Origin of the sequence: Streptomyces sp. NPDC087310 (assembly GCF_044744405.1) — a bacterium.
Taxonomy (GTDB): domain Bacteria; phylum Actinomycetota; class Actinomycetes; order Streptomycetales; family Streptomycetaceae; genus Streptomyces.
Window position 1 is genome coordinate 259335 of record NZ_JBIUYF010000008.1, and the last position, 22343, is coordinate 281677.

Below are 22343 nucleotides of genomic sequence, written 5' to 3' on the forward strand. Positions count from 1 at the left end.
GCTCCCGCACACGGCGCGGTCCCGGCGTGGGCCTATCGTGTGGGGCATGAGCGACGCGACCTCCCCCCAGTCCACCCCGGCGGCCCCGGAATCACCCGGCTACGACGCCATGGCCCGCGACATCGCGGAAGTCCCCGCCGTCGAGGTGATCGTCACGGTCGCGGTGAACCTGATGAGCGCGGCGGCCGTGAAGCTCGGTCTGACCGAGGAGGGCGACGAGCACAAGGACCTGGACGAGGCCCGCAAGCTGGTCCACGCGCTGGCCGGGCTGATGGACGCGAGCACGACGGAGATCAGCTCGTTCCACGCGGCGCCGCTGCGCGACGGACTGAAGTCGCTCCAGCTCGCCTTCCGCGAGGCGTCGGTCGTACCGGACGAGCCGGGCCAGGGCCCGGGCGAGAAGTACACGGGCCCGGTCTACGGCTGACCAAGCTCTAGGCGCGTACGTACAGGGGCTCGCCCGGTGGGGTGGCCTCGGCCGGCAGCACCGCCAGGTCGAGGCCCCGCACCAGGCGGGCCCTCAGTACGTCGTCGTCCGCGAGGGCGCGCGCGACGCTGCGGGCCGCCTCCGCCGGGGACGTGGCCGGGTCCAGCAGGAGGGCGACGGTGCCGTCCGCGCTGCCGGGGCCGAGATACGCCCGTACCACCGCGGGCTCCGCGGCCACGGCGGCCCGTACCGCCGCGGTCACGGCGGGGTCGTCGAGCGGGCCGGTGCCCGGGCGCCCCTCGGCGAGGGCCAGCAGGGCGGGCCCGGTGATCTCGTACGGGACGGGGCCGGCGAGGTCGAGCACGACCGTGTCGGCCCGCTCGTGCGCGGCGGCCTGGAGCGCCTGGTGCAGCGGTACGGCGACGGGCCTGGCCCCGGGGTCCCAGCGGGCCAGCGCCTCGACGGAGGTGAAGGCGGGCAGAGCACGCCGGTCACCGGCCCGGAGGGTGGGCACGGCCATGTCGCTGGTCTTCTCCCGGCGCAAACCGTTCTCGTCCTCCTCGACCTCCCCAAGGACAGCCACGATGGGCACCAGCAGCCGTGACGTACGCAGCGCCGCCAGCACGGGACCGTGGGCCGCGCGGTCCTCGGCCCAGGCGGCGAGGGCCGCCGTCAGGGCGGGGTCGGCGGTGCCGTCGTCGTCGGAGAAACCGGGGTCAGGGATGTTCTTGAGCGCCACGGGACGAGCCTAGAGCGTCGGCCGGGGCGTACCGTCCTCGGGTGGATCTCTCGGTGGCGGTGTACGACATGGCGGATGGGTGCGAGGCCATGTACGGCGCGGACCGTACGTATGTGACCGCCAGTGTGGTGAAGGTCGCGGTGCTCGCCGCCCTGCTGCTGCGGGCGCGGGACGCGGGCCGGTGGCCGGCCCCCGGCGAGGAGCGCCTCGCGGAGGCCATGATCGAGCGCAGCGACAACGAGGCGGCGACGGCGCTGCGGGCGGCGGCCGGAGGCGTACCGGGGCTGGACGCGGCGCATGCGCGACTCGGCATGGTGCGGACCGCCGCGGCCCCGGCGTGGGGGCTGACGCGGACCACGGCGGGCGATCAGCTCACCCTTCTGAAGGCGGTCTTCGACGCGGACGCCCGGCCGGACGCGCCGCTGGACCTGCGGTCGCGCCGCTATCTGGCGGGGCTGATGGGGCGGGTGGTGCCGGGGCAGGACTGGGGCGTGTCGGCGGCGCGCGGCGCCGGAGCCCGGACGAGTGCGACCAGCCGCTGTGGTGACGGCGTGGCTCTGAAGAACGGTTGGCTGCCCAGAACGGAGAGCGGCCTGTGGGTCGTCCACTCCGTGGGGCGGGTGGACGGCTGCCTGTTGGCGGTCCTGTCCGACGGCCACGCTTCGAAGGAGGAGGGCATCGCCCGGGTCGAGGAGGCCGCCGTCGACGCGGTGCGCCGGATCACGGGGGTCCGGCGCGGCTGAGGCGGGCCGCGTACGGCTGTCTCAGCGCCAGCGTCCGATGCCGATGCGCCGGCCCGATCCCCGCCAGAGCAGCACGGCGCCCGCCAGCAGTACGGCGCCGGCGGCACCGGCGGCCGGGGCCAGCCAGACGGCGGGGTCCGTGTTCTCGTCGGCGATGTCGGGGCCGCTGCCGAAGTAGTGCTTGCCGAACCCCGCGGACTGGCTCTTGAGGTCCGTACGGGACAGTTTCGCGCCCGCCTCGATCGCGGCGGCCGGGTCGACGAAGCCGTACCCCCGGGCGTCGTCGCGGCCGCTCGACGGGGCGTCGCGCGCGGTGTCGGCGAGGAGCTTCTTGATCTGCGCGGGGGTGAGGTCGGGGTAGGCGGAGCGGACGAGGGCGACGGCGCCGGAGACGAACGCGGCGGCGGCGCTGGTGCCCCAGCCCTCGTAGTAGCGGCGGTCGGGGTCGGCGATGACGACATCGACGCCGGGCGCGCTGACCGTGGCGTACCAGCGCCGGGTGGAGAAGGCCGCGTGCGTGCCGTACTCGTCGACGGCGGTCACGGCGATCACCCCGGGGTAGGCCGCGGGGTACGAGATGTGGTCGCCCTTCTCGCCGCCGTTGCCCGCCGAGGCGACGACGACCGCGCCCCGGGACAGGGCGTACTGGACGGCCGCGTCCTCGGCCGGTTCGGGATGGGCCGACTCGCTGTCGTCGCCGAGGGACAGGTTGATGACGTCGGCGCCCTGGTCGGCGGCCCAGCGGATGCCTTCGGCGAGGGCGCCGCCCTTGGAGGCGCGGGCCTTCGCGCGGGCCGGGTCGCTGCCCTCCAGGATGACCCGTACGGGAAGGATCTTCGACTCGGGCGCGATGCCGAGCACCCCGTCGGTGCGGCCGGTTCCGTGGCCGTGTCCCGCGATGATGCCGGCCATGGCCGTACCGTGCCGGGCCCAGGAGCGGTCGCCGCTGCGCGCGCCGAAGCCGATCAGGTCCTTGCCGGGCAGTACCTGCCCGGAGAGGTCCGGGTGGGTGTCGTCCACGCCGGTGTCCAGGACCGCGACGGTGACGCCGGTGCCCTGCGAGTGGCGCCACGCCTGTTCGGTGTGCATCGCGTCGAGCGCCCACTGCTGGGCCCGGATCGCGTCGGCGTGCGCCGGGGTCGCGGGGAGCAGCAGGACGGACGCGGCGGTGAGGACGGCGGCGATCCGGTGGCGGCGCGCGCGCCTGGTCGCGGCGGTCTTCGACGTCATGGGTTCCGGGTCCTCCGCGTTCTCGTGGGCACCGGTGATCCGTGTCCCGTAGGGGTCAACGGGGTGCCACCGTGCCGGCGTCGACTGCTGTGCGCAGCCCGCGTTCTATACGGTCGGCGACGCCTTTCGCCTCATGTCCGAGACCGGCTTGTGCGGCCGGGGTCGTGGCGCCGTTGACCATGGCGTGGTCGGCGGGCTGGGGGGAGGCGACCGGGCGCCCGTCGGCGAAGCCGGAGACGGCGAACACGACGACGGGGACCTCGGTGAGGACGTTCACCGTCCAGCTCGCACGCTGCGCGTCACCGAACGTCCCGGCGACGGTGCCCTCGACCGGGTACGTACGGGGCATCAGATCGGTGCGTTCGGTGAGGTCGTCGACCCGGAAGCGGGTGCGCAGGGCCGCCATGGCGTTCGCGTCGCCCTGGGTGAAGACCAGCCCGACGGTGGTGACGCTGCTGGAGGTCGCGTCGACGTAGGTGGCGCGCACGACCCGTGAGCAGCCCAGGGGGCGCAGCACCCGCTCCAGCAGGGGGTCCAGCGCGCCGGCGCAGCCGCTGTCGGGCGCGACGCCGATCCGGGTCCACCGCCGGTCGGCGGCGCCGGGTCCCGCGCCGTCGCCCTTGAGGGTGCGCGGGAAGAGCGTGTCCACGGGGACGCTGTGCCAGAGGCCGCGTGCGACGGCGAAGTCGTCCCTGGCGGCCGGTTCCGCAGCCGAGTCCCCGGTCAGCCAGCTCCCGGTGACGGCGCCTCCGATGAGGCCGACCCCGAGGACCACGCAGGCCACGGCGGCGGCCGCCCTGGCCGGGCGGCGTACGGGAACGGGACGCAGCCGCGCGGTGCTCTCCGAGGGCGTACCGGCGGGTCCGGCGGCCCACGGGAACACCGTCGGCGCGGCCGGGGCGGACGGCATCGCCGGGGGACGGGCCGGTCGCGGCGGTACGGCCGGGGGCGCGGCCGGGACGGGCGGCGCGTAGGGGGCGCGCGAGCCGGAGATCAGGAACGGGGTGGGGAACGGGCTGTTCGAGGCGGCGGGGCGCGGGAGGCCGGTCGGCGGGACGGGGGTGGTCCGGGGCGTGGTGCCGCTCGCCGACGGGAGGCCGGGGCCGGGGCCGACGGGAGGCGCCGGGAAGGGCGGGGCGGCGGGCGGCGGGGGCGCCTGCACCGAGGCGGCGGGGCGCCGCTCGGCGACGCGCTCGTCGGCACGCGGGGGTTCGGCGGGGCGCGGGACCGCGGGGGCCGGAGCGGGGCGCGGGACGGCGGGCGTCTCGGCCACCGGGGCGGCCACCGGGGCAGCCGCCGGCGCGGGCTTGGGTTCAGGCTTCGGCTCGGGCGTCCGCGCGGGCTCCGGCTCGCGCTCCGGTGCGCGCTTCGGCTCGGGGGCCGGTGCCGCGGCCGGGGGCAGCGGCCGGGCGGGCGCCGGTACGGGGGCCTCGGTACGGGGCGGGGGCGGCGGGGCGGCGGCGGTACCGCGCTCGCGGCTGAAGTACCCGCCGCCCGACGGCCGGGGGCCGTACGGCGCGAGCCCGCCGGCGGTGAACCGTACGTCGCCGTACGGCAGGACCGGGGAGGGTGCGCCGGACCGTGCCCCGCCCGCGGACGGGTTCGCGGCAGCGGGCGCGGCGGAGGCGGCGGGCGTGGCGGAGGCGGCGGGGGCCTGGGCGGACGGAGGAGCGGCTGCTGCGGCGGCGTCCGTGGACGGCGCCTGCCGGCCTTCCGGAGTGTCCTGGCCATGGCCGGCCGACTGGGCGGGTACGCGCGGAGGTGCCGTGGGGCGGGGCGGGATGGGAGCCCGTGGTGCCTCCGTGCTCATCCGACCCCCTGTGACACCCATGCAGACCTGAACCGCCCCACACCGCTACCGGACGTACGGCGCGGGCCCGTTCGACGCGGTGTGTGCGTCACTCTACGGGCTGGAGAGCACCCCGCGGGAACGTCCGCGAAGGCCCGGGGTGATCTGCCCAGATCATCCCCCTACCGCGCGGTAATCCGCTCTGGCAAGCTCGGTCCATGACTCCGTCCCCACCCCCGCGCGCCACCGACCGCGCCCGGTACGACCGGGCGACCGCCCACCTCGACGCGCCGCTCGCGCTGGTCGATCTCGACGCCTTCGACGCCAACGCCGACGACCTCGTCCGGCGGGCGGGCGGCAAGCCGCTGCGGGTGGCGAGCAAGTCGGTGCGCTGCCGTGCCCTGTTGGAGCGGGTGCTGAGCAGGGACGGCTTCGCGGGGATCATGTCGTTCACACTGGCGGAGTCGCTGTGGCTGGCCCGGTCGGGCTTCGACGACGTGCTCCTCGCCTATCCGTCGGCCGACCGCGCCGCCTACGCCGAACTCGCCGCGGACCCCAAACTCGCCGCCGCCGTCACGGTGATGATCGACGACCCGGCCCATCTCGATCTGATCGACGCCGCGCGCGAAGGCGGCCGGGAGGAAGTGAGGGTCTGTCTGGAACTGGACACGGCCCTGCGGCTGTTGGGCGGCCGGATCAGGATCGGCGCCCTGCGATCCCCGCTGAGCGAGCCGGCCCAACTGGCCGAGCTGGCCAGGTCGATAGCCCGGCGCCCCGGATTCCGGCTGGTCGGACTCATGGCGTACGAGGGACATGTGGCCGGGGTCGGGGACGCCCTGGCGGGCCGGCCGGTGCGCTCGCGCGTCATCCGGCTGATGCAGTCCGTCGCCCGCGGGGAACTGGCCGAGCGGCGCGCCGCGGTGGTGCGCGCCGTACGGGCCGTCGCGCCCGACCTGGAGTTCGTCAACGGCGGAGGCACGGGCAGTGTCCAGCACACGGCCGCGGAGGACGCGGTGACGGAGATCGCGGCGGGCTCGGGCCTCTACGTGCCGCGGCTCTTCGACAACTACACCTCGTTCACGGGCCGTCCGGCGGCGCTGTTCGCCCAGCCCGTGGTGCGCAGGCCGGGCGTCGGTGTGGTGACGGTGCTGGGCGGCGGCTACCCGGCGTCGGGCGCGGCGGGCGCCGACCGGCTGCCCGTCCCGTACCTCCCGGAGGGGCTGCGTTACGACCCGCAGGAGGGGCCCGGCGAGGTGCAGACCCCACTGCTCGGGGCGGCGGCCGACGATCTGCTGATCGGCGACAAGGTGTGGTTCCGGCACGCCAAGGCCGGGGAGTTGTGCGAGCGGTTCGACACCCTGCGGCTGGTCGAGGGCGACCGCGTGGTGGCGTCCGTGCCCACGTACCGGGGCGAGGGCCGCACCTTTCTCTGACCTCAGGGGCTCCCCCGCCCGCCGGACCCACCGGGTGTCCCTGGGGACGCGCGCGACGCGCCGAGCGGGCGGGTGTGCGCCGTCCAGGCGGTCCCGTTCCACCGGCGTTCGGTGGACGGGACGTGCTGGTCGGGATACCGGACCGGCGGGGTCGTCATGGCCATCGGCCCAGCCTGTGCGGCCTACAGGGGGGTGACGTACGCGCCCGAGATGCCGCCGTCGACCAGGAAGTCGGTGGCGTTCACGAAGGACGAGTCGTCGCTGGCGAGGAAGGCGACGGCCGCCGCGATCTCCTCCGCCTCGGCGAACCGGCCCAGCGGGATGTGCACGAGCCGGCGCGCGGCGCGCTCCGGGTCCTTCGCGAACAGCTCCTGGAGGAGCGGGGTGTTGACCGGCCCCGGGCAGAGCGCGTTCACCCGGATCCCCTCACGGGCGAACTGCACGCCCAGCTCGCGGGACATGGCGAGGACGCCGCCCTTGGAGGCGGTGTACGAGATCTGGGAGGTCGCCGCGCCCATCCGGGCGACGAAGGAGGCGGTGTTGATGATGGAGCCGCGGCCCTGGCGGCGCATGTAGGGGAGGGCGGCCTTGCAGCAGAGGTACACGGAGGTGAGGTTGACCTCCTGGACCCGCTTCCATGCCTCCAGTCCCGTGGTGAGGATCGAGTCGTCGTCGGGCGGCGAGATGCCCGCGTTGTTGAAGGCGATGTCGACGCTGCCGTAGGTGTCGTGGGCGGCCCGGAACAGCGCCTCGACCTCCTCGGCGTCGGTGACGTCGACGCGTACGAAGGTGCCGCCGACCGCTTCGGCGACGGCCTTGCCCGCGGTCTCGTCGATGTCGCCGCAGACGATGTGCGCCCCCTCGGAGGCGAGGCGGCGCGCGGTGGCGAGACCGATACCGCTGGCGGCTCCGGTGATGACGGCGGTACGGCCGACCAGGCGGCGGCAGACGAAGTCGGTCGGGTCGGTCGGGTCGGTCGTGGGAGTGGTCATGGCGCTCAGACCTCCGTGCTGAGGAAGACGTTCTTGGTTTCGGTGAAGGCGGCGAGAGCGTCGGGGCCCAGCTCCCGGCCGATTCCGGACTGTTTGTAGCCGCCGAAGGGGGTGGCGTAGCGGACGGCGCTGTGGGAGTTGACGGAGAGATTGCCCGCGGCGACGGCGCGCGAGACGCGCAGGGCGCGGCCGACGTCCCGGGTCCAGATCGATCCGGCGAGGCCGTAGTCGGTGGCGTTGGCGAGGCGGACGGCGTCGGCCTCGTCCTCGAAGGGCAGGACGACGGCGACGGGGCCGAAGACCTCCTCGGTGGCGACCGCGGAGTCCGGGGCCGCGTCGGTGAGGACGGTCGGCGCGAACCAGAAGCCGGGTCCTTCGGGTGCGGTGCCCCGGATGGCCTGCGCGGTGTCGGGGACGTACGCCCTGACGCGCTCCCGTTGCAGGGCCGAGATCAGCGGGCCCATCTGGGTCTTCTCGTCGGAGGGGTCACCGACGACGACCGAGGCGACGGCGGAGGAGAGGAGTTCGAGGAACCGGTCGTGGACCTCGCGCTGGACGAGGATGCGGCTGCGGGCGCAGCAGTCCTGGCCGGCGTTGTCGAGGAAGGCCATCGGGGCGGAGGCCGCGGCCTGTTCGAGGTCGGAGTCGGCGAAGACGATGTTGGGGCTCTTGCCGCCGAGTTCGAGGGTCACGCGCTTCATCAGGGCGCTGCTCCTCGCCATGATCTGCCGGCCGACCCGGGTGGAGCCGGTGAAGACGATCTTGGCGACCCCGGGGTGTTCGACCAGCGCGTTGCCCGCGACGGCGCCCGCGCCGGGCAGGACCTGGAAGAGATGCTCGGGGAGCCCGGCCTCCAGGGCGAGTTCGGCCAGGCGCAGGGCGGTGAGCGGAGTGGTCTCGGCGGGTTTGAGGAGGACGGCGTTGCCGGCGGCGAGCGCGGGGGCCGTGCCCCAGGCGGCGATCGGCATGGGGAAGTTCCAGGGGGCGATCACCCCGATCACGCCGAGCGGTTCCAGCAGGGTGATGTCGAGGCCGCCCGCGACCGGGATCTGACGTCCGGTCAGCCGCTCCACTCCCCCGGCGCTGTAGTCCAGGAGATCGCGGACGTTGCCCGCCTCCCAGCGGGCGTTGCCGAGGGTGTGGCCCGCCTCGCGGACCTCCAGCCGGGCCAGTTCCTCCGTGTGGGCGTCGACGACGGTCGCGAAGCGGCGCAGCAGCCGGGCGCGGTCGGCCGGGGCCGCCGCCGCCCATCCGCGCTGGGCGGCGGCGGCGCGCCGTACCGCCGTGTCGACCTGTTCGACGGTGGTCGCGGCGATCGCCGCGATGGTCTCCCCGGTGGCGGGGTTGAGGATCTGGTGTACGGCGGCGTGGTCTTCCTGCACGTCGTTGCTCACGGGTGGTCGTTCCTCACAGACGTTCGAAGGAGCGGCGAAGCTCCCAGTCGGTCACCGCGGCGTTGAAGGCGTCCACCTCGACGCGCGCCATGTTGCTGTAGTGCGCCACCACCTCCTCGCCGAAGGCGGCGTGGGCGATGGGGCTGTTCTCCCAGAGCGCGGCGGCCTCGGCGAGGGTGGTGGGGACGTGGGGGTACTCGGCCGCGTAGGCGTTTCCGGCGCACGCCTCGGGGAGTTCCAGTTCGTTCTCGATGCCGTAAATCCCCGCAGCGACGAGTCCGGCGACGGCGAGGTGCGGGTTGACGTCCCCTCCGGGCAGCCGGTTCTCGAAGCGCAGGGAGCGGCCGTGGCCGACGACGCGCAGCGAGCAGGTGCGGTTGTCGTAGCCCCAGGCGACGGCGGTGGGGGCGAACGAGCCGGGCTGGAAGCGTTTGTACGCGTTGACGGTGGGCGCGTACAGCAGGGAGAAGTCGCGCAGCGCGGCGAGTTGTCCGGCCAGGAAGTGGCGCATCAGGGGCGACATGCCGCCGGGTCCGTCCCCGGCCATGGCGTTGGTGCCGTGTTCGTCCTGGAGCGAGAGATGGATGTGGCAGGAGTTGCCCTCGCGCTCGTTGAACTTGGCCATGAAGGTGAGCGAGACGCCTTCCTGGGAGGCGATCTCCTTGGCGCCGGTCTTGTAGATGGCGTGCTGGTCGCAGGTGACGAGGGCCTCGTCGTACTTGAAGGCGATCTCGTGCTGGCCGGGGTTGCACTCGCCCTTGGCCGATTCGACGGTGAGTCCCGCGGTGGCCATCTCGTTGCGGATACGGCGCAGCAGGGGTTCGACGCGGCCGGTGCCGAGGACGGAGTAGTCGACGTTGTACTGGTTGGCGGGGGTCAGGCCGCGGTAGCCGCTGTCCCATGCCTCTTCGAAGGTGTCCTTGAAGACGATGAACTCCAGCTCCGTGCCGACGTGCGCCGTGTAGCCGTGGCCGGCGAGGCGTTCCAGTTGGCGGCGGAGGATCTGGCGGGGCGCGGCGACGACGGGTGAGCCGTCGTGCCAGGCGAGGTCGGCGACGAGCATCGCCGTGCCCTCGTTCCAGGGGACGCGGCGCAGGGTGGAGAGGTCGGGGCGCATGGCGAAGTCGCCGTAGCCGCGTTCCCAGGAGGACATCGCGTATCCGTCGACGGTGTTCATGTCGGTGTCGACGGCGAGGAGGTAGTTGCAGCCCTCCGTGCCGTTCTCCAGGACGTCGTCGAGGAAGAAGGGCGCGGCGAACCGCTTGCCCTGGAGCCGGCCCTGCATGTCGGGGAAGGCCAGGACAACTGTGTCGATCTCACCGCTCTCGACGAGGACACGCAGTTCCTCGATGGAGAGCGGGGGTGTGCGGTCTGCCACGGGATTGCTCCTCCTTCGGTCAGCCGGAAGGCATAAGGTATGCCTGAAGACCTTTGGTTGGGAAGGGGCAACGGCGACGTGGCGAGGAAGAACGAGCCGATGGACCCGTCCGACGCGGACCCGCTCACTCCGGTACTGCGGCCCGTGCGGGCCGGGAACGGGTTCGAGGAGGCGTTGGAGCAGATCCTCCAGGTCGTCAGGCTGGGGCTGGTCGCGGCCGGGGAGCGGCTGCCCGCCGAGCGGGAGCTGGCGGACCGGCTGGGGATCAGCCGGGTCACCCTGCGCGAGGTGCTCAAGGTCCTCCAGGACCAGGGGCTGCTGGAGAGCCGGCGCGGCCGGTACGGCGGGACGTTCGTACGCCCCCGCCCCGACGCGCCCGCGCTGGGCGCCGAGGAGGAGCTGCGGCGGCGCGGGGCGGCCGTGGACATCGAGGACGTGCTGCGCTTCCGCGAGGTGCTGGAGGTCGGAGCGGCGGGGCTCTGCGCGGCGCACGGGCTGACCGGCGAGCAGGCGGAGCGGCTGCGTACGGCGCTGGCCGCGACGCACGAGGCGCCGCTCGCGGAGTACCGCAGGCTGGACACGCTGCTGCATCTCACGCTCGCCGAGCTGTCCGGGTCCGCCACGCTGACCGCGCAGTACGCGGCCGTGCGGGCGGGGGTGAACGATCTGCTGGACTGCATCCCGCTGCTCGTACGGAATCTGGAGCACTCGCAGCGGCAGCACACGGCACTGGTCGGGGCGGTGCTGGACGGGGACGCGGACGGGGCGCGCGAGATCGCGCGCGAGCACTGCGGCGGTACGGCGGCGCTGCTGCGGGGCTTCCTGACCTGAGGGCCCGCGAGGCGGCCTCCGAGCGCCCCCCGGCCCGACACGCGGTCCGACGCGCGGCCCGACGCGCGGCCCGACGCGCGGATCGGCCTCGGGGCCGATCCGTAACAGCCGTTTAACGCACGGGTCTTGCGCGCGGCCGTTACGACGGCAATGGTATGGCCCCACACCATTACCTCGCACCCTTACCCGAGGCAGGAGCCGATCATGTCCGAAGGCACGGACTCGCGCACCCCACCGGCCGGCGTGGCGGACGGCGCCGCTCCCCCGGAGAGCGACTACCTCCAGCGGCGCGCGCTGCGCCGGGGCAGCGCGGGCTGGCTGCTGCTCACCGGTCTGGGCGTCGCCTACGTCGTCTCCGGGGACTTCTCGGGATGGAACATCGGCCTCTCCGAGGGCGGCTTCGGCGGTCTGGCCATCGCCACCCTCCTCATGGGCGTGATGTACGCCTGTCTGGTCTTCTCGCTCGCCGAACTGTCCGCCATCCTGCCCACGGCGGGCGGCGGTTACGGCTTCGCCCGGCGCGCGCTGGGCACCTGGGGCGGCTTTCTCACCGGCACGGCCATCCTCATCGAGTACATCCTGGCGCCGGCCGCGATCTCCATCTTCATCGGTGAGTATGTCGAGTCCCTCCGTCTCTTCGGTCTGACGGCCGGCTGGCCGGTCTATCTGGCCTGCTTCGTGATCTTCATCGGGATCCATCTCTGGGGCGTCGGCGAGGCGCTGCGCTTCAGCCTCGTCGTGACCGCCGTCGCCGTGGCGGCGCTGCTGATCTTCGCGGTCGGCGCGTTCACCGAGTTCGACGCCGGTGGCCTCAACGACATCCCCGCCGACCCGGACGCCTTCGGCTCCACCTCCTGGCTGCCGTACGGCGTGCTGGGCATCTGGGCGGCCTTCCCGTTCGGCATGTGGTTCTTCCTGGGGGTCGAGGGGGTACCGCTGGCCGCCGAGGAGGCCAAGGACCCGGTGCGTTCGATGCCCAAGGCGCTGTCGATCTCCATGGGTGTGCTGGTGCTGCTCGCCCTCCTCACCTTCTTCGCCGCGACGGGCGCCCGGGGCTCGGCGGCCATCCAGGAGGCGGGCAACCCGCTGGTGGTCGCGCTCCAGGGGGACGGCGAGCCGACCGCCCTCAGCCGGTTCGTGAACTACGCGGGTCTCGCCGGTCTCGTCGCCTCCTTCTTCTCGCTCATCTACGCCGGGTCCCGGCAGCTCTTCGCGCTCTCCCGCGCCGGATACCTGCCACGATTCCTCTCCCTCACCAGCAGCCGCAAAGCCCCCTATCCGGGTCTGTTGATCCCCGGCGCGATCGGGTTCGCGCTCGCGGCGTCCACCGGCGACGGCGGGCGGATGCTCAACGTGGCGGTGTTCGGCGCCACCATCTCGTACGCGCTGATGGCCCTCTCGCACCTCGTGCTGCGCCGCCGGGAGCCCGGTCTGCCCCGCCCGTACCGGACCCCCGGCGGCATGCTGACCTCGGGCGTCGCCCTCGTGCTCGCGCTGTCCGCGCTGGTGGCGACGTTCCTGGTGGACAAGGACGCCGCGTTCATCGCGCTGGGCGTCTATGTCGTCGCCCTCGCCTACTTCACCTTCTACAGTCGGCACCGGCTGGTCGCCGCGGCCCCCGAGGAGGAGTTCGCGGCGCTCGCCGCCGCCGAGGCCGAACTCGAACGCGGCTGACCACGACCGGCCCGCACCCGAGCCGCCGCACCGGCACCCGCCCGTACCAGCGCCACCCGCACACGAACCACCCGCACGGAGGCACAGTGAAGCCGCTCATCGGCATCAGCACCTATCTGGAGGAGTCCACCGCCTGGGGCATCTGGGAGCTGCCGGCGGCGCTGCTGCCCGCCGGCTACCCCCGGCTCGTCCAGCGCTCCGGCGGTACGGCCGTGATGCTCCCGCCGGACGCCCCGGAGGCGGCGGCCTCGGTGGTGGCCCGGCTCGACGGGGTGGTGATCGCGGGCGGCCCCGACGTACAGCCCGTGCGGTACGGGGCCGAGACCGACCCCCGCACCGGGCCGCCCGCCCTGGAGCGGGACGCGTGGGAGCTGGCCCTGATCGAGGCGGCGCTGGCCTCCGGCACCCCGCTGCTGGGGATCTGCCGGGGCATGCAGCTCCTCAACGTGGCGCTGGGCGGGACGCTCGTCCAGCACGTGGACGGGCACAGCTCCCCGGTCGTCGGCTCCTTCGGCTCCCACCCGGTGAAGCCGGTGCCGTTCACCCGTTACGGGGAACTGGTGCCGGAGGAGTTCGCCGTACCGACGCACCACCACCAGACGGTGGACCAGCTCGGTGCGGGGCTGACGGTCTCGGCGTTCGCCGCCGACGGCACGGTCGAGGCGGTCGAGCTGCCGGAACCGCGGCCGGTGCTGGGCGTCCAGTGGCACCCCGAGATGGGCGAGGACACCCGTGTGATGTCCTGGCTGGTCCGGGCCGCCTCCGACCGGGGCGCCTCGGTGCGGGCCGCCTCGCTCCAGGCCGCCTCAGAGCCCGACGGGCGGGTCGGGGGCGGCGCCGCGCGTCAGTGACAGCAGATCGCGCGCGGGCCCGGCCGGGCGGGCGCCGGCCGGCCAGACCGCCCGCAGGTCACGGCGGAGCCGTACGCCCGCCACCGGCACCCGGACCAGCCGGCGCGCGGCCAGTTCCTCGCCGACCGCCAGCTCGCTCAGCACGCAGGGGCCCTCCCCGCTGACGGCGGCGGCCTTCAGCGCGGTGGTGGAGGCCAGTTCGAGCAGCGGCCTGGCCGGGCCTCCGTACGCGCTCAGCGCCGCGTCCAGCACCTGGCGGGTACCGGAGCCCGGCTCCCGCAGGATCAGCGGCGTCCCGGCCAGTTCGGCCGGTTCGAGCGGGTTCCTGCGGCGGGCCCACGGATGACCGGGCGCCGTCACTACCAGCAGCCGGTCATGGCCGATGACCACGGAGTCCAGCCCCTCGGGCGTGGCCAGCCCCTCCACGAAGCCGAGATCCGCCTCATGGCTCAGCAGCCGCTCGGCGACGGCGACGGAGTTGCCCGCGTGCAGCGAGACGGCGGTGTCGGGACGGGCCCGGCGCAGCGCTATCAGCCAGCGCGGCAGCAGATACTCGGCGATCGTCATGCTGGCGGCGACGCGCAGCCGGGAGTCCCTGCGGTCCCGCAGCGCCTGCGCGCCCGCGTCGAAGGCTTCGGCGGCCTCCACGACCCGCCGGGCCCAGTCGGTGACCAGGGTGCCCGCGTCGGTCAGCCGCGAACCGCGCGGTGAGCGGTCGACCAGCGCCACCCCGAGCTGTCGCTCCATCGCCCGGATCCGGCTGCTCGCGGCGGGCTGGCTGATGCCCACCTCCCGGGCGGCCCGGCCGAGGCTGCCCAGCCGGGCGACGGCAAGCAGCAGCTCCAGCGCGCCGAGGTCGGGCACCCGGTGCGAGAGCGGGGCGGCGAGCGGGTCTTCGGACATAAGTCCAGGTTATGTCCCCATAGGGAGAGCGGGGCTGGTGGGGGCCGTGGCCGGGCGGGACGCTGGGCGTATGGCCGTCCTCGCGCACCCCGTCCGCCCCGTCCCCGGCGCCCTGCCCGGTGGTGCCCTGCCCGGTGCCCGGCGCCCCGCGCTGCGCCATCTCGGGCCCAACTGGTACGCGACGGTGATGGGCACCGCGATCGTCGCGACCGCGGGCGCCGCCCTGCCGCCGGCCCTGCCGGTGCCGCGGGCGGTCTGGGTGGCGGTGTGGGCGCTGTCGGTGGTGGCGCTCGCCGCGGTCCTGACCGCCCGCGCCGGCCACTGGCTGCACCACCGCGACCAGGCGCGCGCGCATCTCCTCGACCCGGCCGTGGCCCCGTTCCACGGCTGTCTCGCGATGGCGCTGCTGGCCGTCGGCGCCGCGACGCTCGCCGTGGGCCGCGACGTGCTGGGCGAGCGGGCGGCGCTCGCCGTGGACGCGGTGCTGTTCGGCGCGGGGACGCTGCTCGGCCTCGTGGTCGCGGTGGGGATCCCGTACCTGATGGCCGTACGACACCGGCCGGCCGCCGCCGACGCGTCGCCGGTGTGGCTGCTGCCGGTGGTCGCCCCGATGGTCTCGGCGGCGGTGGGCCCGTCGCTGGTGCCGTACCTCCCGGCGGGTCAGGGGCGTGCGGCGCTGCTGTTCGGCTGTTACGCGCTGTTCGGGCTGAGTCTGCTGGCCACGCTGATGATGCTGCCGCTGGTCTTCGCCCGGCTGGTGGTGCACGGTCCGCTGCCGCTCGCGCTGACCCCGGCGCTCTTCCTGGTGCTCGGCCCGCTGGGCCAGTCGACCACCGCCGTGGGCCGGCTCGCGGAGGTGGCGCCCTCGGCGGTCGGCGCCCCGTACGCGGCCGCGCTGTCCGCGTTCGCCGTGGTGTACGGGGTGCCGGTGATGGGGTTCGCGCTGCTGTGGCTGGCGCTCGCCGCGGCGCTGGTGGTACGGGCCGCCCGGCGCGGGATGCGGTTCACGATGACGTGGTGGGCCTTCACCTTCCCGGTCGGCACGTGTGTGACGGGCGCGGCGGGGCTGGCGCGCCACACGGGGCTGGTGGCGCTCTCGTGGCTGGCCGTGGGGCTGTTCGCGCTGCTGGTGACGGCCTGGGCGGTCGCCGCGTGGTGCACGGTGCGCGGGCTGCTCGGCGGGGCCCTGCCGGGGGCGCCCGAGGCGCCCGCGCCGGAGCCGGTGCGCGCCGTGTGACCCCGTACGGCCGTCCGGGGCTCAGCGCCGGTCGAAGGTGGCGTCGACGTCCTCCGCCACGGCGACGACCAGGATGCGGGTGCCGGGTTCGGTGGCGCGCCACCGGTGCCGTACGCCACCGGAGAGGTACAGCGTGTCGCCGCGCTCCAGCCGGTAGGCGCGGCCCTCCGCCTCCACCTCGGCGGCGCCGTCGGCGATGTACATGACCTCGTCGTTACGGTGCATGTACTCCCGGCCGGTGTCCTGCTCGCCGGTGAACTCCTTGGCGTTGAGCTGGTGCCCGCCGCGCACCACGCGCCGTACGCCGGGGCCGGGCTCCGCCGCCCGGACGACATCGACCGTACGGGCGGAGTCGGCGGCGGCGTGGAGCTGCGCGGGGGTGGTCTCCAGGGCCTCGGCGACCCGGTCGAGGGAGCGGGTGCTCGGCCTGGCCCGTTCGTTCTCGATCTGGCTGAGGAAGGGCACGGACAGCCCGCTGCGGCCCGCGACCGCCGCCAGGGTCAGGCCGAGGGACCTGCGCCGCCTGCGGACGGCGGCGCCCACCCTGAGCGCTTCCTTGTCGTCCATGACTGGCTCCCTCCCGACCGGATCGTCATCCTCTCAGAGTTGACGCCCCTACAAGAGCTGTCCTCCATGATGCGCGCGGCAGAGACGGAACGGAAACGCCGGAAGGGTGGGTGTCGCGCGGTGCGACACCCACCCTTCCGGGTCAACCTCTGTGATGCCTTCCGGCTACACCGGGGCCATCTTGTCCGCGATGCCCGGATTCTCACCCATCCAGGTCTTCACGGCTTCCTCCTCGTGTCCCGTACCGGCCTTCTGGATCTCGTTCTCCAGGCCGGAGAGCTGCTCCTCGCTCAGCTTGAAGTTCTTGAACCACTTCGTGAGCTGCGGATAGTTCCCGGTGAAGCTCTTGTGCGCGACGGTGGTGAGCCGGTCACCGTCACCGAATGCCTTCTTCGGGTCCTTGAGCTTGGTCAGCTCGTACTCCTTGTAGGCCCAGTGCGGGCTCCACAGGGAAACGGCGATCGGCTCCTTCTTGGCGTACGCGCGCTTCAGCTCGGCGAGCATGCCGGGCGTGGAGCTGTCGACGACCTTGTACTCCCCGCCGAGGCCGTACCCGGGCACCACGTCCTCCTTGAGGACGTTCATCTGCTCGGTGCCGGGCTCGATCCCGACGATCCGGCCCTGGAAATCGCCGCCGCGGCCCTTCAGGTCGTCCAGGGACTCGACGCCCTTGACGTACGAGGGAACGGCGACCTCACGGGTGGTGGGCCCGTACCAGGAACCGAGCTGGGTGAGGTCGTTCTTGTACTTGTCCCAGTACCGTTTCTGCGCGTTCGGCAGCCACGCGTCGAACTGCACGTCGATCTGGCCCCGGGACATCGCCTCGTACATCGGGCCGAGTTCGAACTGCTTCAGGTTGACCTTGTAGCCGCGCTCCTCCAGGACCGCCTTCCACAGGTACGTGGCGGCGATGTCCTCCTCCCACGGGAACCACGCGACGTTCAGGGCGCGCTCGGTCTCGCCTTTGCCCGACGCACCGGACTTCTCGACCGGGGTCCACTTGTCGGCGAGACCGGGGTTGGCCTTGAGCCAGGTCCGTACGGCGTCCTGCTCCTTGCCCTGGCCGGCCTTCTGGATCTCGGCCTCAAGACTGGTGAGCTGCTTCTCGTCCATCTTGAAGTTCTTGAGCCAGGAGCCGACCTGCGGGTTGTCCTCGGAGAAGCCCTTGCGGGCCAGCGTGTGGACGCCGTCGCTCTCCGCGCCGAACGCCTTCTTCGGGTCGGCCAGCTTGGTGAGGTCGTACGTGTCGTACGCCCAGTGCGGCGACCAGAGCACCACGACGACGGGCTCCTTCTTGGCGTACGCGCGCTTCAGCTCCGCGAGCATGCCCGACGTGGAGCCGTCGACCAGCTTGTACTCCTTGTCGAGACCGTACGCCTTGAGGACCTTGTCCTTGAGGAGGCCCATCTCGCCCGCGCTCGGCTCGATGCCGATGATGCGGCCCTTGAACGTGGAGCTCTTGCCCTTGAGGTCCGCCAGGGAGTTGACGCCCTTCACGTACGAGGGAACGGAGAGCTCCAGGGAGGTCTTGTCGTACCAGGCCCCCATGTCCTCCAGGTCGTCCTTGTACTTGGCCCAGTAGGACGCGTGGGTGACCGGCAGCCAGGAGTCGGTCTGGATGTCTATCTGGCCGTTGGCCTGGCCGGTGTAGAGCGATCCCGCCTCGTACTGCCGTGCGTCGACCTCGTAGCCGCGCTGCTCCAGCAGCTCCTTCCACAGGAACGTGGAGGCGATGCCCTCGTCCCAGGGGATGTACCCCATGCTGATCTTCTTGCCCTGGCCCACGTTGCCGGCGTCGTTCGAGGTGGACGACGAGGAGCCGCCGAAGAGGCCGATGCCGCCCGCGACGAGCGCGAGGACGAGTACGCCCGCGATCGCGACGACGGGCTGCGGACGGTGCTGCCAGATCTTCAGACCGCCCGCGGCCTCCTTGGCCTTGGCCAGGATGCGGCGGCCGACCGGGGAGACCTGGAGGCTGAGCGCGCCGGTGATCCGGTCCAGGTAGACGGCGAGGATCACGACGGAGAGGCCCGCCTCGAAGCCGAGGCCGACGTCGATGTTGCCGAGCGCGCGGTAGACGGCGCCACCGAGCCCGCCACCGCCGACCATGCCCGCGATGACCACCATGGACAGGCCCAGCATGATGACCTGGTTGATGCCCGCCATGATCGTCTGGAGGGCCAGCGGGAGCTGGACCCGCAGCAGGGTGTTACGGGGCGTGGTGCCGAACGCCTCGGCGGCCTCGACCAGCTCCGCGTCGACCTGCCGGATGCCCAGCTCGGTCATCCGGACGCCGGGCGGCAGGGCGAAGATGATCGTGGCGATGATGCCGGGCACCGCGCCGATGCCGAAGAAGACGACACCGGGGATCAGGTAGACCATGGCGGGCATGGTCTGCATCAGGTCGAGCACCGGACGGATCAGCGAGCTGACCGTCTTGGAGCGCGCCGCCCAGATGCCGAGCGGCATCGCGATGGCCAGCACCACGATGGTCGCGACCAGCACCAGCGAGAGCGTCTCCATCGCCTCGGCCCACAGCTCCATCGAGTCGATGAGCGCGAAGCCGACGAAGGCGAGGAGACCGGCGCTGAGGCTCCGCATCCACCAGGCGAGCACGGCGAAGATCCCCGCGAGGAGCAGCGGCTCCGGCGCGGAGAGTACGGCGTTGATGGCGTCGTACAGGTGTGAGACGACCCAGCCGATCGCGTCGAACAGCCAGGCGAAGTGGTTCTGAAGGAAGTCGACAGCGCTGTCGACCCAGTCACCGAGGGGCAGCCTAGGCACTGGCGACCGCCTTGTCCGTACCGGTGCCCTTGACAGCCGCACCCTTGGCGGCCGTGGACTCGACGTTCTTGTCCGTGGCGACCGGGGCGAGCGCGTCGGCGGGGGTCATCGGCTCGCCGAGGACGGCGAGCAGCCGCGAGCGCGGGACGACGCCGACGAGGGTGCCCTCGTCGTCGACGACGGCGACGGCCACCCCACTGGTCGAGCAGGGGGTGAACAGCTCGATGATCGGGGTGGACTCGGTGACGGTGGCGGGCGCGGCGGCCAGGATGTCCTGGGCGTCGCGCAGCTCCTTGCCGCCGTCCGTGACGGTGCCGAAGGCGGTCTCCGGGTCGGCCATGATGGCGCCCGCGGTGAGCACCCGGGAGCGGTCGACGTCCTGGGTGAAGGAGGCGACGTAGTCGTTGGCCGGGGTGACGAGGATGTCCTCGGCGCTGCCGAGCTGGACGATCTCCCCGTCGCGCATGACCGCGATCCGGTCACCGAGGCGCATGGCCTCGTTGAGGTCGTGGGTGATGAACACGATGGTCTTCTTGAGCCGTTTCTGGAGTTCGAGGAGCTGATCCTGCATGTCGCGGCGGATCAGCGGGTCGAGCGCGCTGAAGGACTCGTCCATCAGCAGCAGATCGGCGTCGGTGGCGAGCGCGCGGGCCAGGCCGACACGCTGCTGCATGCCGCCGGACAGCTCGTCGGGCCAGGACTTCTCCCAGCCGCCCAGACCGGTCATCTCCAGGGCCTCGGCGGCGCGCTTCTCGCGCTCCGCGCGGGGCACGCCCTGCACTTCGAGTCCGTATCCGGCGTTCTCCAGAACGCTGCGGTGCGGGAAGAGCGCGAAGTGCTGGAAGACCATGCTGATCTTGGTGGAACGGACGTGCCGCAGTTCGGCGGGGGGCAGGGCGGTCAGGTCCTGGCCGTCGAAGAGCACCTGGCCCGAGGTGGGCTCCAGGAGTCCGTTCAGCATGCGCAGCAGCGTGGACTTGCCGGATCCCGAGAGACCCATCACCACGAATATCTGGCCGGGCTCGACCGAGAACGAGGCGTCGATCACCGCTGCGGTCGTACCGTCGGCGCGGAGCTCGTCACGGTCCGTACCGTTCTTGAGCTTCGTCACGGCTTCGTCCGGTCGTCTGCCGAATACCTTGTACAGGTGATCGGCTTGCAGCCTGGTCACATACACCTCACGGTTTGAACGGAAAAACGGCCCGTCACCCCCGCGGGCGGGCCGTGGAGCGGGCGGATTCGGTCCGTCCACCGGGGACGATGCGTGAAATCGCCCTCTGGCTGGCTCCGGGAGCGCGCCTGCCCGTCCTTACACAAGGCAAACAATTAAGTGACACAGGTCACACAAGATCACAAGCGGATCGGCGCAAAACCCCCTTTCGCACCCGGCCGCCCGGTCACGGACCGGCGCGAACCGGCACTGTCAGTGGTACAGGGCATCATCGGGGGTGTGACACGACGCCTGATGCTCCTGGACACCGCCTCCCTCTACTTCCGCGCCTACTTCGGGGTCCCCGACTCCGTACGGGCCCCGGACGGCACGCCGGTCAACGCGGTGCGCGGTCTGCTCGACTTCATCGCCCGGCTGGTCCAGGACCACCATCCGGACGACCTGGTCGCCTGCATGGACGCCGACTGGCGGCCCGCCTGGCGGGTGGAGCTGATCCCCTCGTACAAGGCGCACCGGGTGGCCCAGGAGCGCCCCGAGGGGCCCGACGAGGAGGAGACCCCGGACACCCTGGGTCCGCAGGTCCCGGTGATCGAGGCGGTCCTCGACGCGCTGGGCATCGCGCGCGTGGGTGTCGCGGGGTACGAGGCGGACGACGTGATCGGCACGCTCGCGGGCCGCGCCGCGGGCCCCGTCGACATCGTCACGGGCGACCGGGACCTCTTCCAGCTCATCGACGACTCCCGGGGCGTACGGGTGCTCTACCCGGTCAAGGGCGTGGGGACGCTGCAGCTCATGGATGAGGCGGCGCTGCGCGAGAAGTACGGGGTGGACGGCGCCGGATACGTCGATCTGGCGCTGCTGCGCGGCGACCCGAGCGACGGGCTGCCCGGCGTACCGGGAATCGGCGAGAAGACCGCGGCCAAGCTGCTGGACGCCTACGGCGATCTCGCCGGGATCATGGCGGCGGTCGACGACCCGTCCTCCCGGCTCACCCCGTCGCAGCGCAAGCGGCTGGACGGGGCGCGGGAGTACGTGGCGGTCGCGCCCACGGTGGTCCGGGTCGCCGGGGACGTCCCGCTGCCGGAGTTCGACCCGGCGCTGCCCGCGGGACCGCGCGATCCGGCCATGGTCGACGCGCTGGCCACGCGGTGGGGTCTGGGCGGGGCGCTGCAACGTCTGCTCGCCACACTTCCACGGTGAGTGTTAGCTTACTTAGGTAAGCCTAAGCGTCGTGGAGTCGAGGGAGACCGCCGTGGCAGAACAGCCGGCCCGCCAAGCACCGAAGGTCCATGAGGGACAGGTCCTGCGCACCGAATGGATCACCCCGCACATGGTGCGTGTGGTCCTGGGGGGCGAGGGGCTGGCCTCGGTGCGGGCCGGGGAGTTCACGGACCACTACGTCAAGGTGCTCTTCACCCCGGACGGCGTGACCTACCCGGAGCCGTTCGACATGGACCGGATCCGGGCGGAGTTCCCCCGCGACCAGTGGCCCCTGAACCGTACGTACACGGTGCGCGCCTGGGACCCGGCCGCCCTGGAGCTGGCCATCGACTTCGTGGTCCACGGCGACGAGGGGCTGGCCGGCCCGTGGGCGGCGCGTGCGCAGCCGGGCGAGACGGTACGACTGCTGGGGCCCGGCGGCCTCTACGCGCCGGACCCGGCAGCCGACTGGCATCTGCTGGTCGGCGACGAGAGCGCGCTGCCGGCGATCGCCGCGTCCCTGGAGCGGGTGGCGCCCGGGGCCGTGGTGCACGCGTTCGTGGAGATCCCGGGCCCCGAGGAGGAGCAGAAGATCGCGACACCGGACGGGGTCGGGATCACCTGGCTGCACCGCGGCTCCCGCCCGGTGGGCGAGGCGCTGACCGCCGCCGTGCGCGCGCTCGACTTCCCGCCCGGCGATGTCCTGGCCTTCGTCCACGGCGAGGCGGGTTTCGTGAAGGAGCTGCGCCGCCACCTCCGGCTGGAGCGGAACATACCGCGCGAGCGGCTGTCGATCTCGGGGTACTGGCGGCTCGGCCAGACCGACGAGGCGTGGCGCGCCGTCAAGCGCGAGTGGAACGAGCAGGTGGAGAAGGAGCAGGAGCAGCGCCCCGCGGCCTGACGCACCACCGCCGGGCTCCGTCCACGGGCCCGGTACGGGCGGTCCGCCCGTACCGGGGCCCGTGGACGTTCCCTGTACGACCTTCTTGAAGTGGCTGCC

General features: G+C 73.0%; 20 protein-coding genes. 9 read left to right on the plus strand and 11 right to left on the minus strand.

The annotated features are described in order from the left end of the window. The first annotated feature begins 46 nt into the window (after positions 1 to 46). Positions 47 to 427 carry a DUF1844 domain-containing protein gene (locus ACIO3P_RS29735; RefSeq protein WP_329824443.1) on the plus strand — a complete coding sequence of 127 codons (381 nt, stop codon included), beginning with the start codon at positions 47 to 49 and terminating at the stop codon, positions 425 to 427. A gap of 7 nt (positions 428 to 434) precedes the next feature. On the opposite strand, the gene ACIO3P_RS29740 is transcribed toward ACIO3P_RS29735, so the two are convergent. Then, positions 435 to 1166, minus strand: coding sequence for an SseB family protein (locus ACIO3P_RS29740; protein WP_401854282.1), 732 nt, complete (start codon positions 1164 to 1166; stop codon positions 435 to 437). A gap of 41 nt (positions 1167 to 1207) precedes the next feature. Between ACIO3P_RS29740 and ACIO3P_RS29745 the strand changes: the two genes are divergently transcribed. Beyond that, complete coding sequence (locus ACIO3P_RS29745; RefSeq protein ID WP_329824445.1) at positions 1208 to 1909, plus strand: serine hydrolase; 702 nt, start codon at positions 1208 to 1210, stop codon at positions 1907 to 1909. A gap of 21 nt (positions 1910 to 1930) precedes the next feature. Here ACIO3P_RS29745 and mycP read toward each other — a convergent pair whose 3' ends face one another. Both mycP and ACIO3P_RS29755 read right to left on the minus strand, forming a co-directional pair. Further along, positions 1931 to 3139: a type VII secretion-associated serine protease mycosin gene (gene mycP / locus ACIO3P_RS29750; RefSeq protein WP_401854280.1), complete on the minus strand. Its 1209-nt coding sequence runs from the start codon at positions 3137 to 3139 to the stop codon at positions 1931 to 1933. Positions 3140 to 3194: 55 nt separating this feature from the next. Further along, positions 3195 to 4949, minus strand: coding sequence for a hypothetical protein (locus ACIO3P_RS29755; protein ID WP_401854278.1), 1755 nt, complete (start codon positions 4947 to 4949; stop codon positions 3195 to 3197). A 197-nt stretch (positions 4950 to 5146) separates the two neighbouring features. Here ACIO3P_RS29755 and ACIO3P_RS29760 point away from each other — a divergent pair, with 197 nt between their 5' ends. After that, the gene (locus tag ACIO3P_RS29760; RefSeq protein WP_401854276.1) at positions 5147 to 6361 is read left to right on the plus strand and encodes an amino acid deaminase/aldolase; all 1215 of its coding nucleotides are present in this window, start codon (positions 5147 to 5149) and stop codon (positions 6359 to 6361) included. Between the two features lie 2 nt (positions 6362 to 6363). On the opposite strand, the gene ACIO3P_RS29765 is transcribed toward ACIO3P_RS29760, so the two are convergent. Genes ACIO3P_RS29765 through ACIO3P_RS29780 form a run of 4 tightly spaced genes read right to left on the minus strand, consistent with a single transcriptional unit; the run spans position 6364 to position 10125 of the window. Next, positions 6364 to 6525 (minus strand): DUF2510 domain-containing protein, encoded by a 162-nt coding sequence (locus tag ACIO3P_RS29765; RefSeq protein ID WP_329824449.1) that lies wholly within the window; start codon positions 6523 to 6525, stop codon positions 6364 to 6366. A gap of 18 nt (positions 6526 to 6543) precedes the next feature. Then, positions 6544 to 7353 (minus strand): 3-oxoacyl-ACP reductase, encoded by an 810-nt coding sequence (locus tag ACIO3P_RS29770; protein WP_401854274.1) that lies wholly within the window; start codon positions 7351 to 7353, stop codon positions 6544 to 6546. Positions 7354 to 7358: 5 nt separating this feature from the next. Next, complete coding sequence (locus ACIO3P_RS29775; protein WP_401854272.1) at positions 7359 to 8747, minus strand: aldehyde dehydrogenase family protein; 1389 nt, start codon at positions 8745 to 8747, stop codon at positions 7359 to 7361. 13 nt (positions 8748 to 8760) lie between these two features. Further along, on the minus strand, positions 8761 to 10125 hold the full coding sequence (locus ACIO3P_RS29780) for a glutamine synthetase family protein (protein ID WP_401854269.1): 1365 nt from the start codon (positions 10123 to 10125) through the stop codon (positions 8761 to 8763). Positions 10126 to 10224: 99 nt separating this feature from the next. On the opposite strand from ACIO3P_RS29780, the gene ACIO3P_RS29785 reads away from it, so the two are divergent. The 3 genes from ACIO3P_RS29785 to ACIO3P_RS29795 all read left to right on the plus strand — a co-directional run bounded on the left by ACIO3P_RS29785 (position 10225) and on the right by ACIO3P_RS29795 (position 13481). Then, complete coding sequence (locus ACIO3P_RS29785; RefSeq protein WP_401854496.1) at positions 10225 to 10956, plus strand: FadR/GntR family transcriptional regulator; 732 nt, start codon at positions 10225 to 10227, stop codon at positions 10954 to 10956. 204 nt (positions 10957 to 11160) lie between these two features. Continuing rightward, entirely contained in the window at positions 11161 to 12630 is a 1470-nt protein-coding gene (gene eat / locus ACIO3P_RS29790; RefSeq protein WP_329824453.1) for an ethanolamine permease, read from the plus strand. Positions 12631 to 12716: 86 nt separating this feature from the next. Then, on the plus strand, positions 12717 to 13481 hold the full coding sequence (locus ACIO3P_RS29795) for a gamma-glutamyl-gamma-aminobutyrate hydrolase family protein (RefSeq protein ID WP_401854267.1): 765 nt from the start codon (positions 12717 to 12719) through the stop codon (positions 13479 to 13481). On the opposite strand, the gene ACIO3P_RS29800 is transcribed toward ACIO3P_RS29795, so the two are convergent. After that, positions 13437 to 14384 carry a LysR family transcriptional regulator gene (locus ACIO3P_RS29800; protein ID WP_401854264.1) on the minus strand — a complete coding sequence of 316 codons (948 nt, stop codon included), beginning with the start codon at positions 14382 to 14384 and terminating at the stop codon, positions 13437 to 13439. The genes ACIO3P_RS29795 and ACIO3P_RS29800 overlap by 45 nt on opposite strands. Positions 14385 to 14454: 70 nt before the next feature. On the opposite strand from ACIO3P_RS29800, the gene ACIO3P_RS29805 reads away from it, so the two are divergent. Then, positions 14455 to 15621 carry a TDT family transporter gene (locus ACIO3P_RS29805; RefSeq protein ID WP_401854262.1) on the plus strand — a complete coding sequence of 389 codons (1167 nt, stop codon included), beginning with the start codon at positions 14455 to 14457 and terminating at the stop codon, positions 15619 to 15621. 21 nt (positions 15622 to 15642) lie between these two features. Here ACIO3P_RS29805 and ACIO3P_RS29810 read toward each other — a convergent pair whose 3' ends face one another. From ACIO3P_RS29810 to ACIO3P_RS29820, 3 genes are all read right to left on the minus strand, one after another. Then, positions 15643 to 16188, minus strand: a complete 546-nt coding sequence (locus tag ACIO3P_RS29810; RefSeq protein WP_329824457.1) for a helix-turn-helix domain-containing protein — start codon at positions 16186 to 16188, stop codon at positions 15643 to 15645. A gap of 165 nt (positions 16189 to 16353) precedes the next feature. After that, positions 16354 to 18972 (minus strand): ABC transporter permease/substrate binding protein, encoded by a 2619-nt coding sequence (locus tag ACIO3P_RS29815; RefSeq protein ID WP_329824458.1) that lies wholly within the window; start codon positions 18970 to 18972, stop codon positions 16354 to 16356. Then, complete coding sequence (locus ACIO3P_RS29820) at positions 18965 to 20143, minus strand: glycine betaine/L-proline ABC transporter ATP-binding protein (RefSeq protein ID WP_401854260.1); 1179 nt, start codon at positions 20141 to 20143, stop codon at positions 18965 to 18967. The genes ACIO3P_RS29815 and ACIO3P_RS29820 overlap by 8 nt, the downstream gene beginning before the upstream one ends. A 294-nt stretch (positions 20144 to 20437) precedes the next feature. On the opposite strand from ACIO3P_RS29820, the gene ACIO3P_RS29825 reads away from it, so the two are divergent. Both ACIO3P_RS29825 and ACIO3P_RS29830 read left to right on the plus strand, forming a co-directional pair. Beyond that, a complete protein-coding gene (locus ACIO3P_RS29825; RefSeq protein ID WP_401854494.1) occupies positions 20438 to 21343 on the plus strand; it encodes a 5'-3' exonuclease H3TH domain-containing protein in 906 nt (301 codons plus the stop codon). A gap of 52 nt (positions 21344 to 21395) precedes the next feature. Then, complete coding sequence (locus ACIO3P_RS29830; protein ID WP_329824460.1) at positions 21396 to 22244, plus strand: siderophore-interacting protein; 849 nt, start codon at positions 21396 to 21398, stop codon at positions 22242 to 22244. Positions 22245 to 22343: the final 99 nt, after the last annotated feature.

Bases quoted from the DNA above. Each gene is read 5' to 3' on its own strand.
- eat (WP_329824453.1), top strand. From the start codon at position 11,161: ATGTCCGAAGGCACGGACTCGCGCACCCCACCGGCCGGCGTGGCGGAC.
- ACIO3P_RS29805 (WP_401854262.1), top strand. From the start codon at position 14,455: ATGGCCGTCCTCGCGCACCCCGTCCGCCCCGTCCCCGGCGCCCTGCCC.
- ACIO3P_RS29765 (WP_329824449.1), bottom strand. From the start codon at position 6,525: ATGGCCATGACGACCCCGCCGGTCCGGTATCCCGACCAGCACGTCCCG.
- ACIO3P_RS29825 (WP_401854494.1), top strand. From the start codon at position 20,438: ATGCTCCTGGACACCGCCTCCCTCTACTTCCGCGCCTACTTCGGGGTC.
- ACIO3P_RS29770 (WP_401854274.1), bottom strand. From the start codon at position 7,353: ATGACCACTCCCACGACCGACCCGACCGACCCGACCGACTTCGTCTGC.
- ACIO3P_RS29785 (WP_401854496.1), top strand. From the start codon at position 10,225: ATGGACCCGTCCGACGCGGACCCGCTCACTCCGGTACTGCGGCCCGTG.
- ACIO3P_RS29800 (WP_401854264.1), bottom strand. From the start codon at position 14,384: ATGTCCGAAGACCCGCTCGCCGCCCCGCTCTCGCACCGGGTGCCCGAC.
- ACIO3P_RS29755 (WP_401854278.1), bottom strand. From the start codon at position 4,949: ATGAGCACGGAGGCACCACGGGCTCCCATCCCGCCCCGCCCCACGGCA.
- mycP (WP_401854280.1), bottom strand. From the start codon at position 3,139: ATGACGTCGAAGACCGCCGCGACCAGGCGCGCGCGCCGCCACCGGATC.
- ACIO3P_RS29735 (WP_329824443.1), top strand. From the start codon at position 47: ATGAGCGACGCGACCTCCCCCCAGTCCACCCCGGCGGCCCCGGAATCA.
- ACIO3P_RS29810 (WP_329824457.1), bottom strand. From the start codon at position 16,188: ATGGACGACAAGGAAGCGCTCAGGGTGGGCGCCGCCGTCCGCAGGCGG.
- ACIO3P_RS29760 (WP_401854276.1), top strand. From the start codon at position 5,147: ATGACTCCGTCCCCACCCCCGCGCGCCACCGACCGCGCCCGGTACGAC.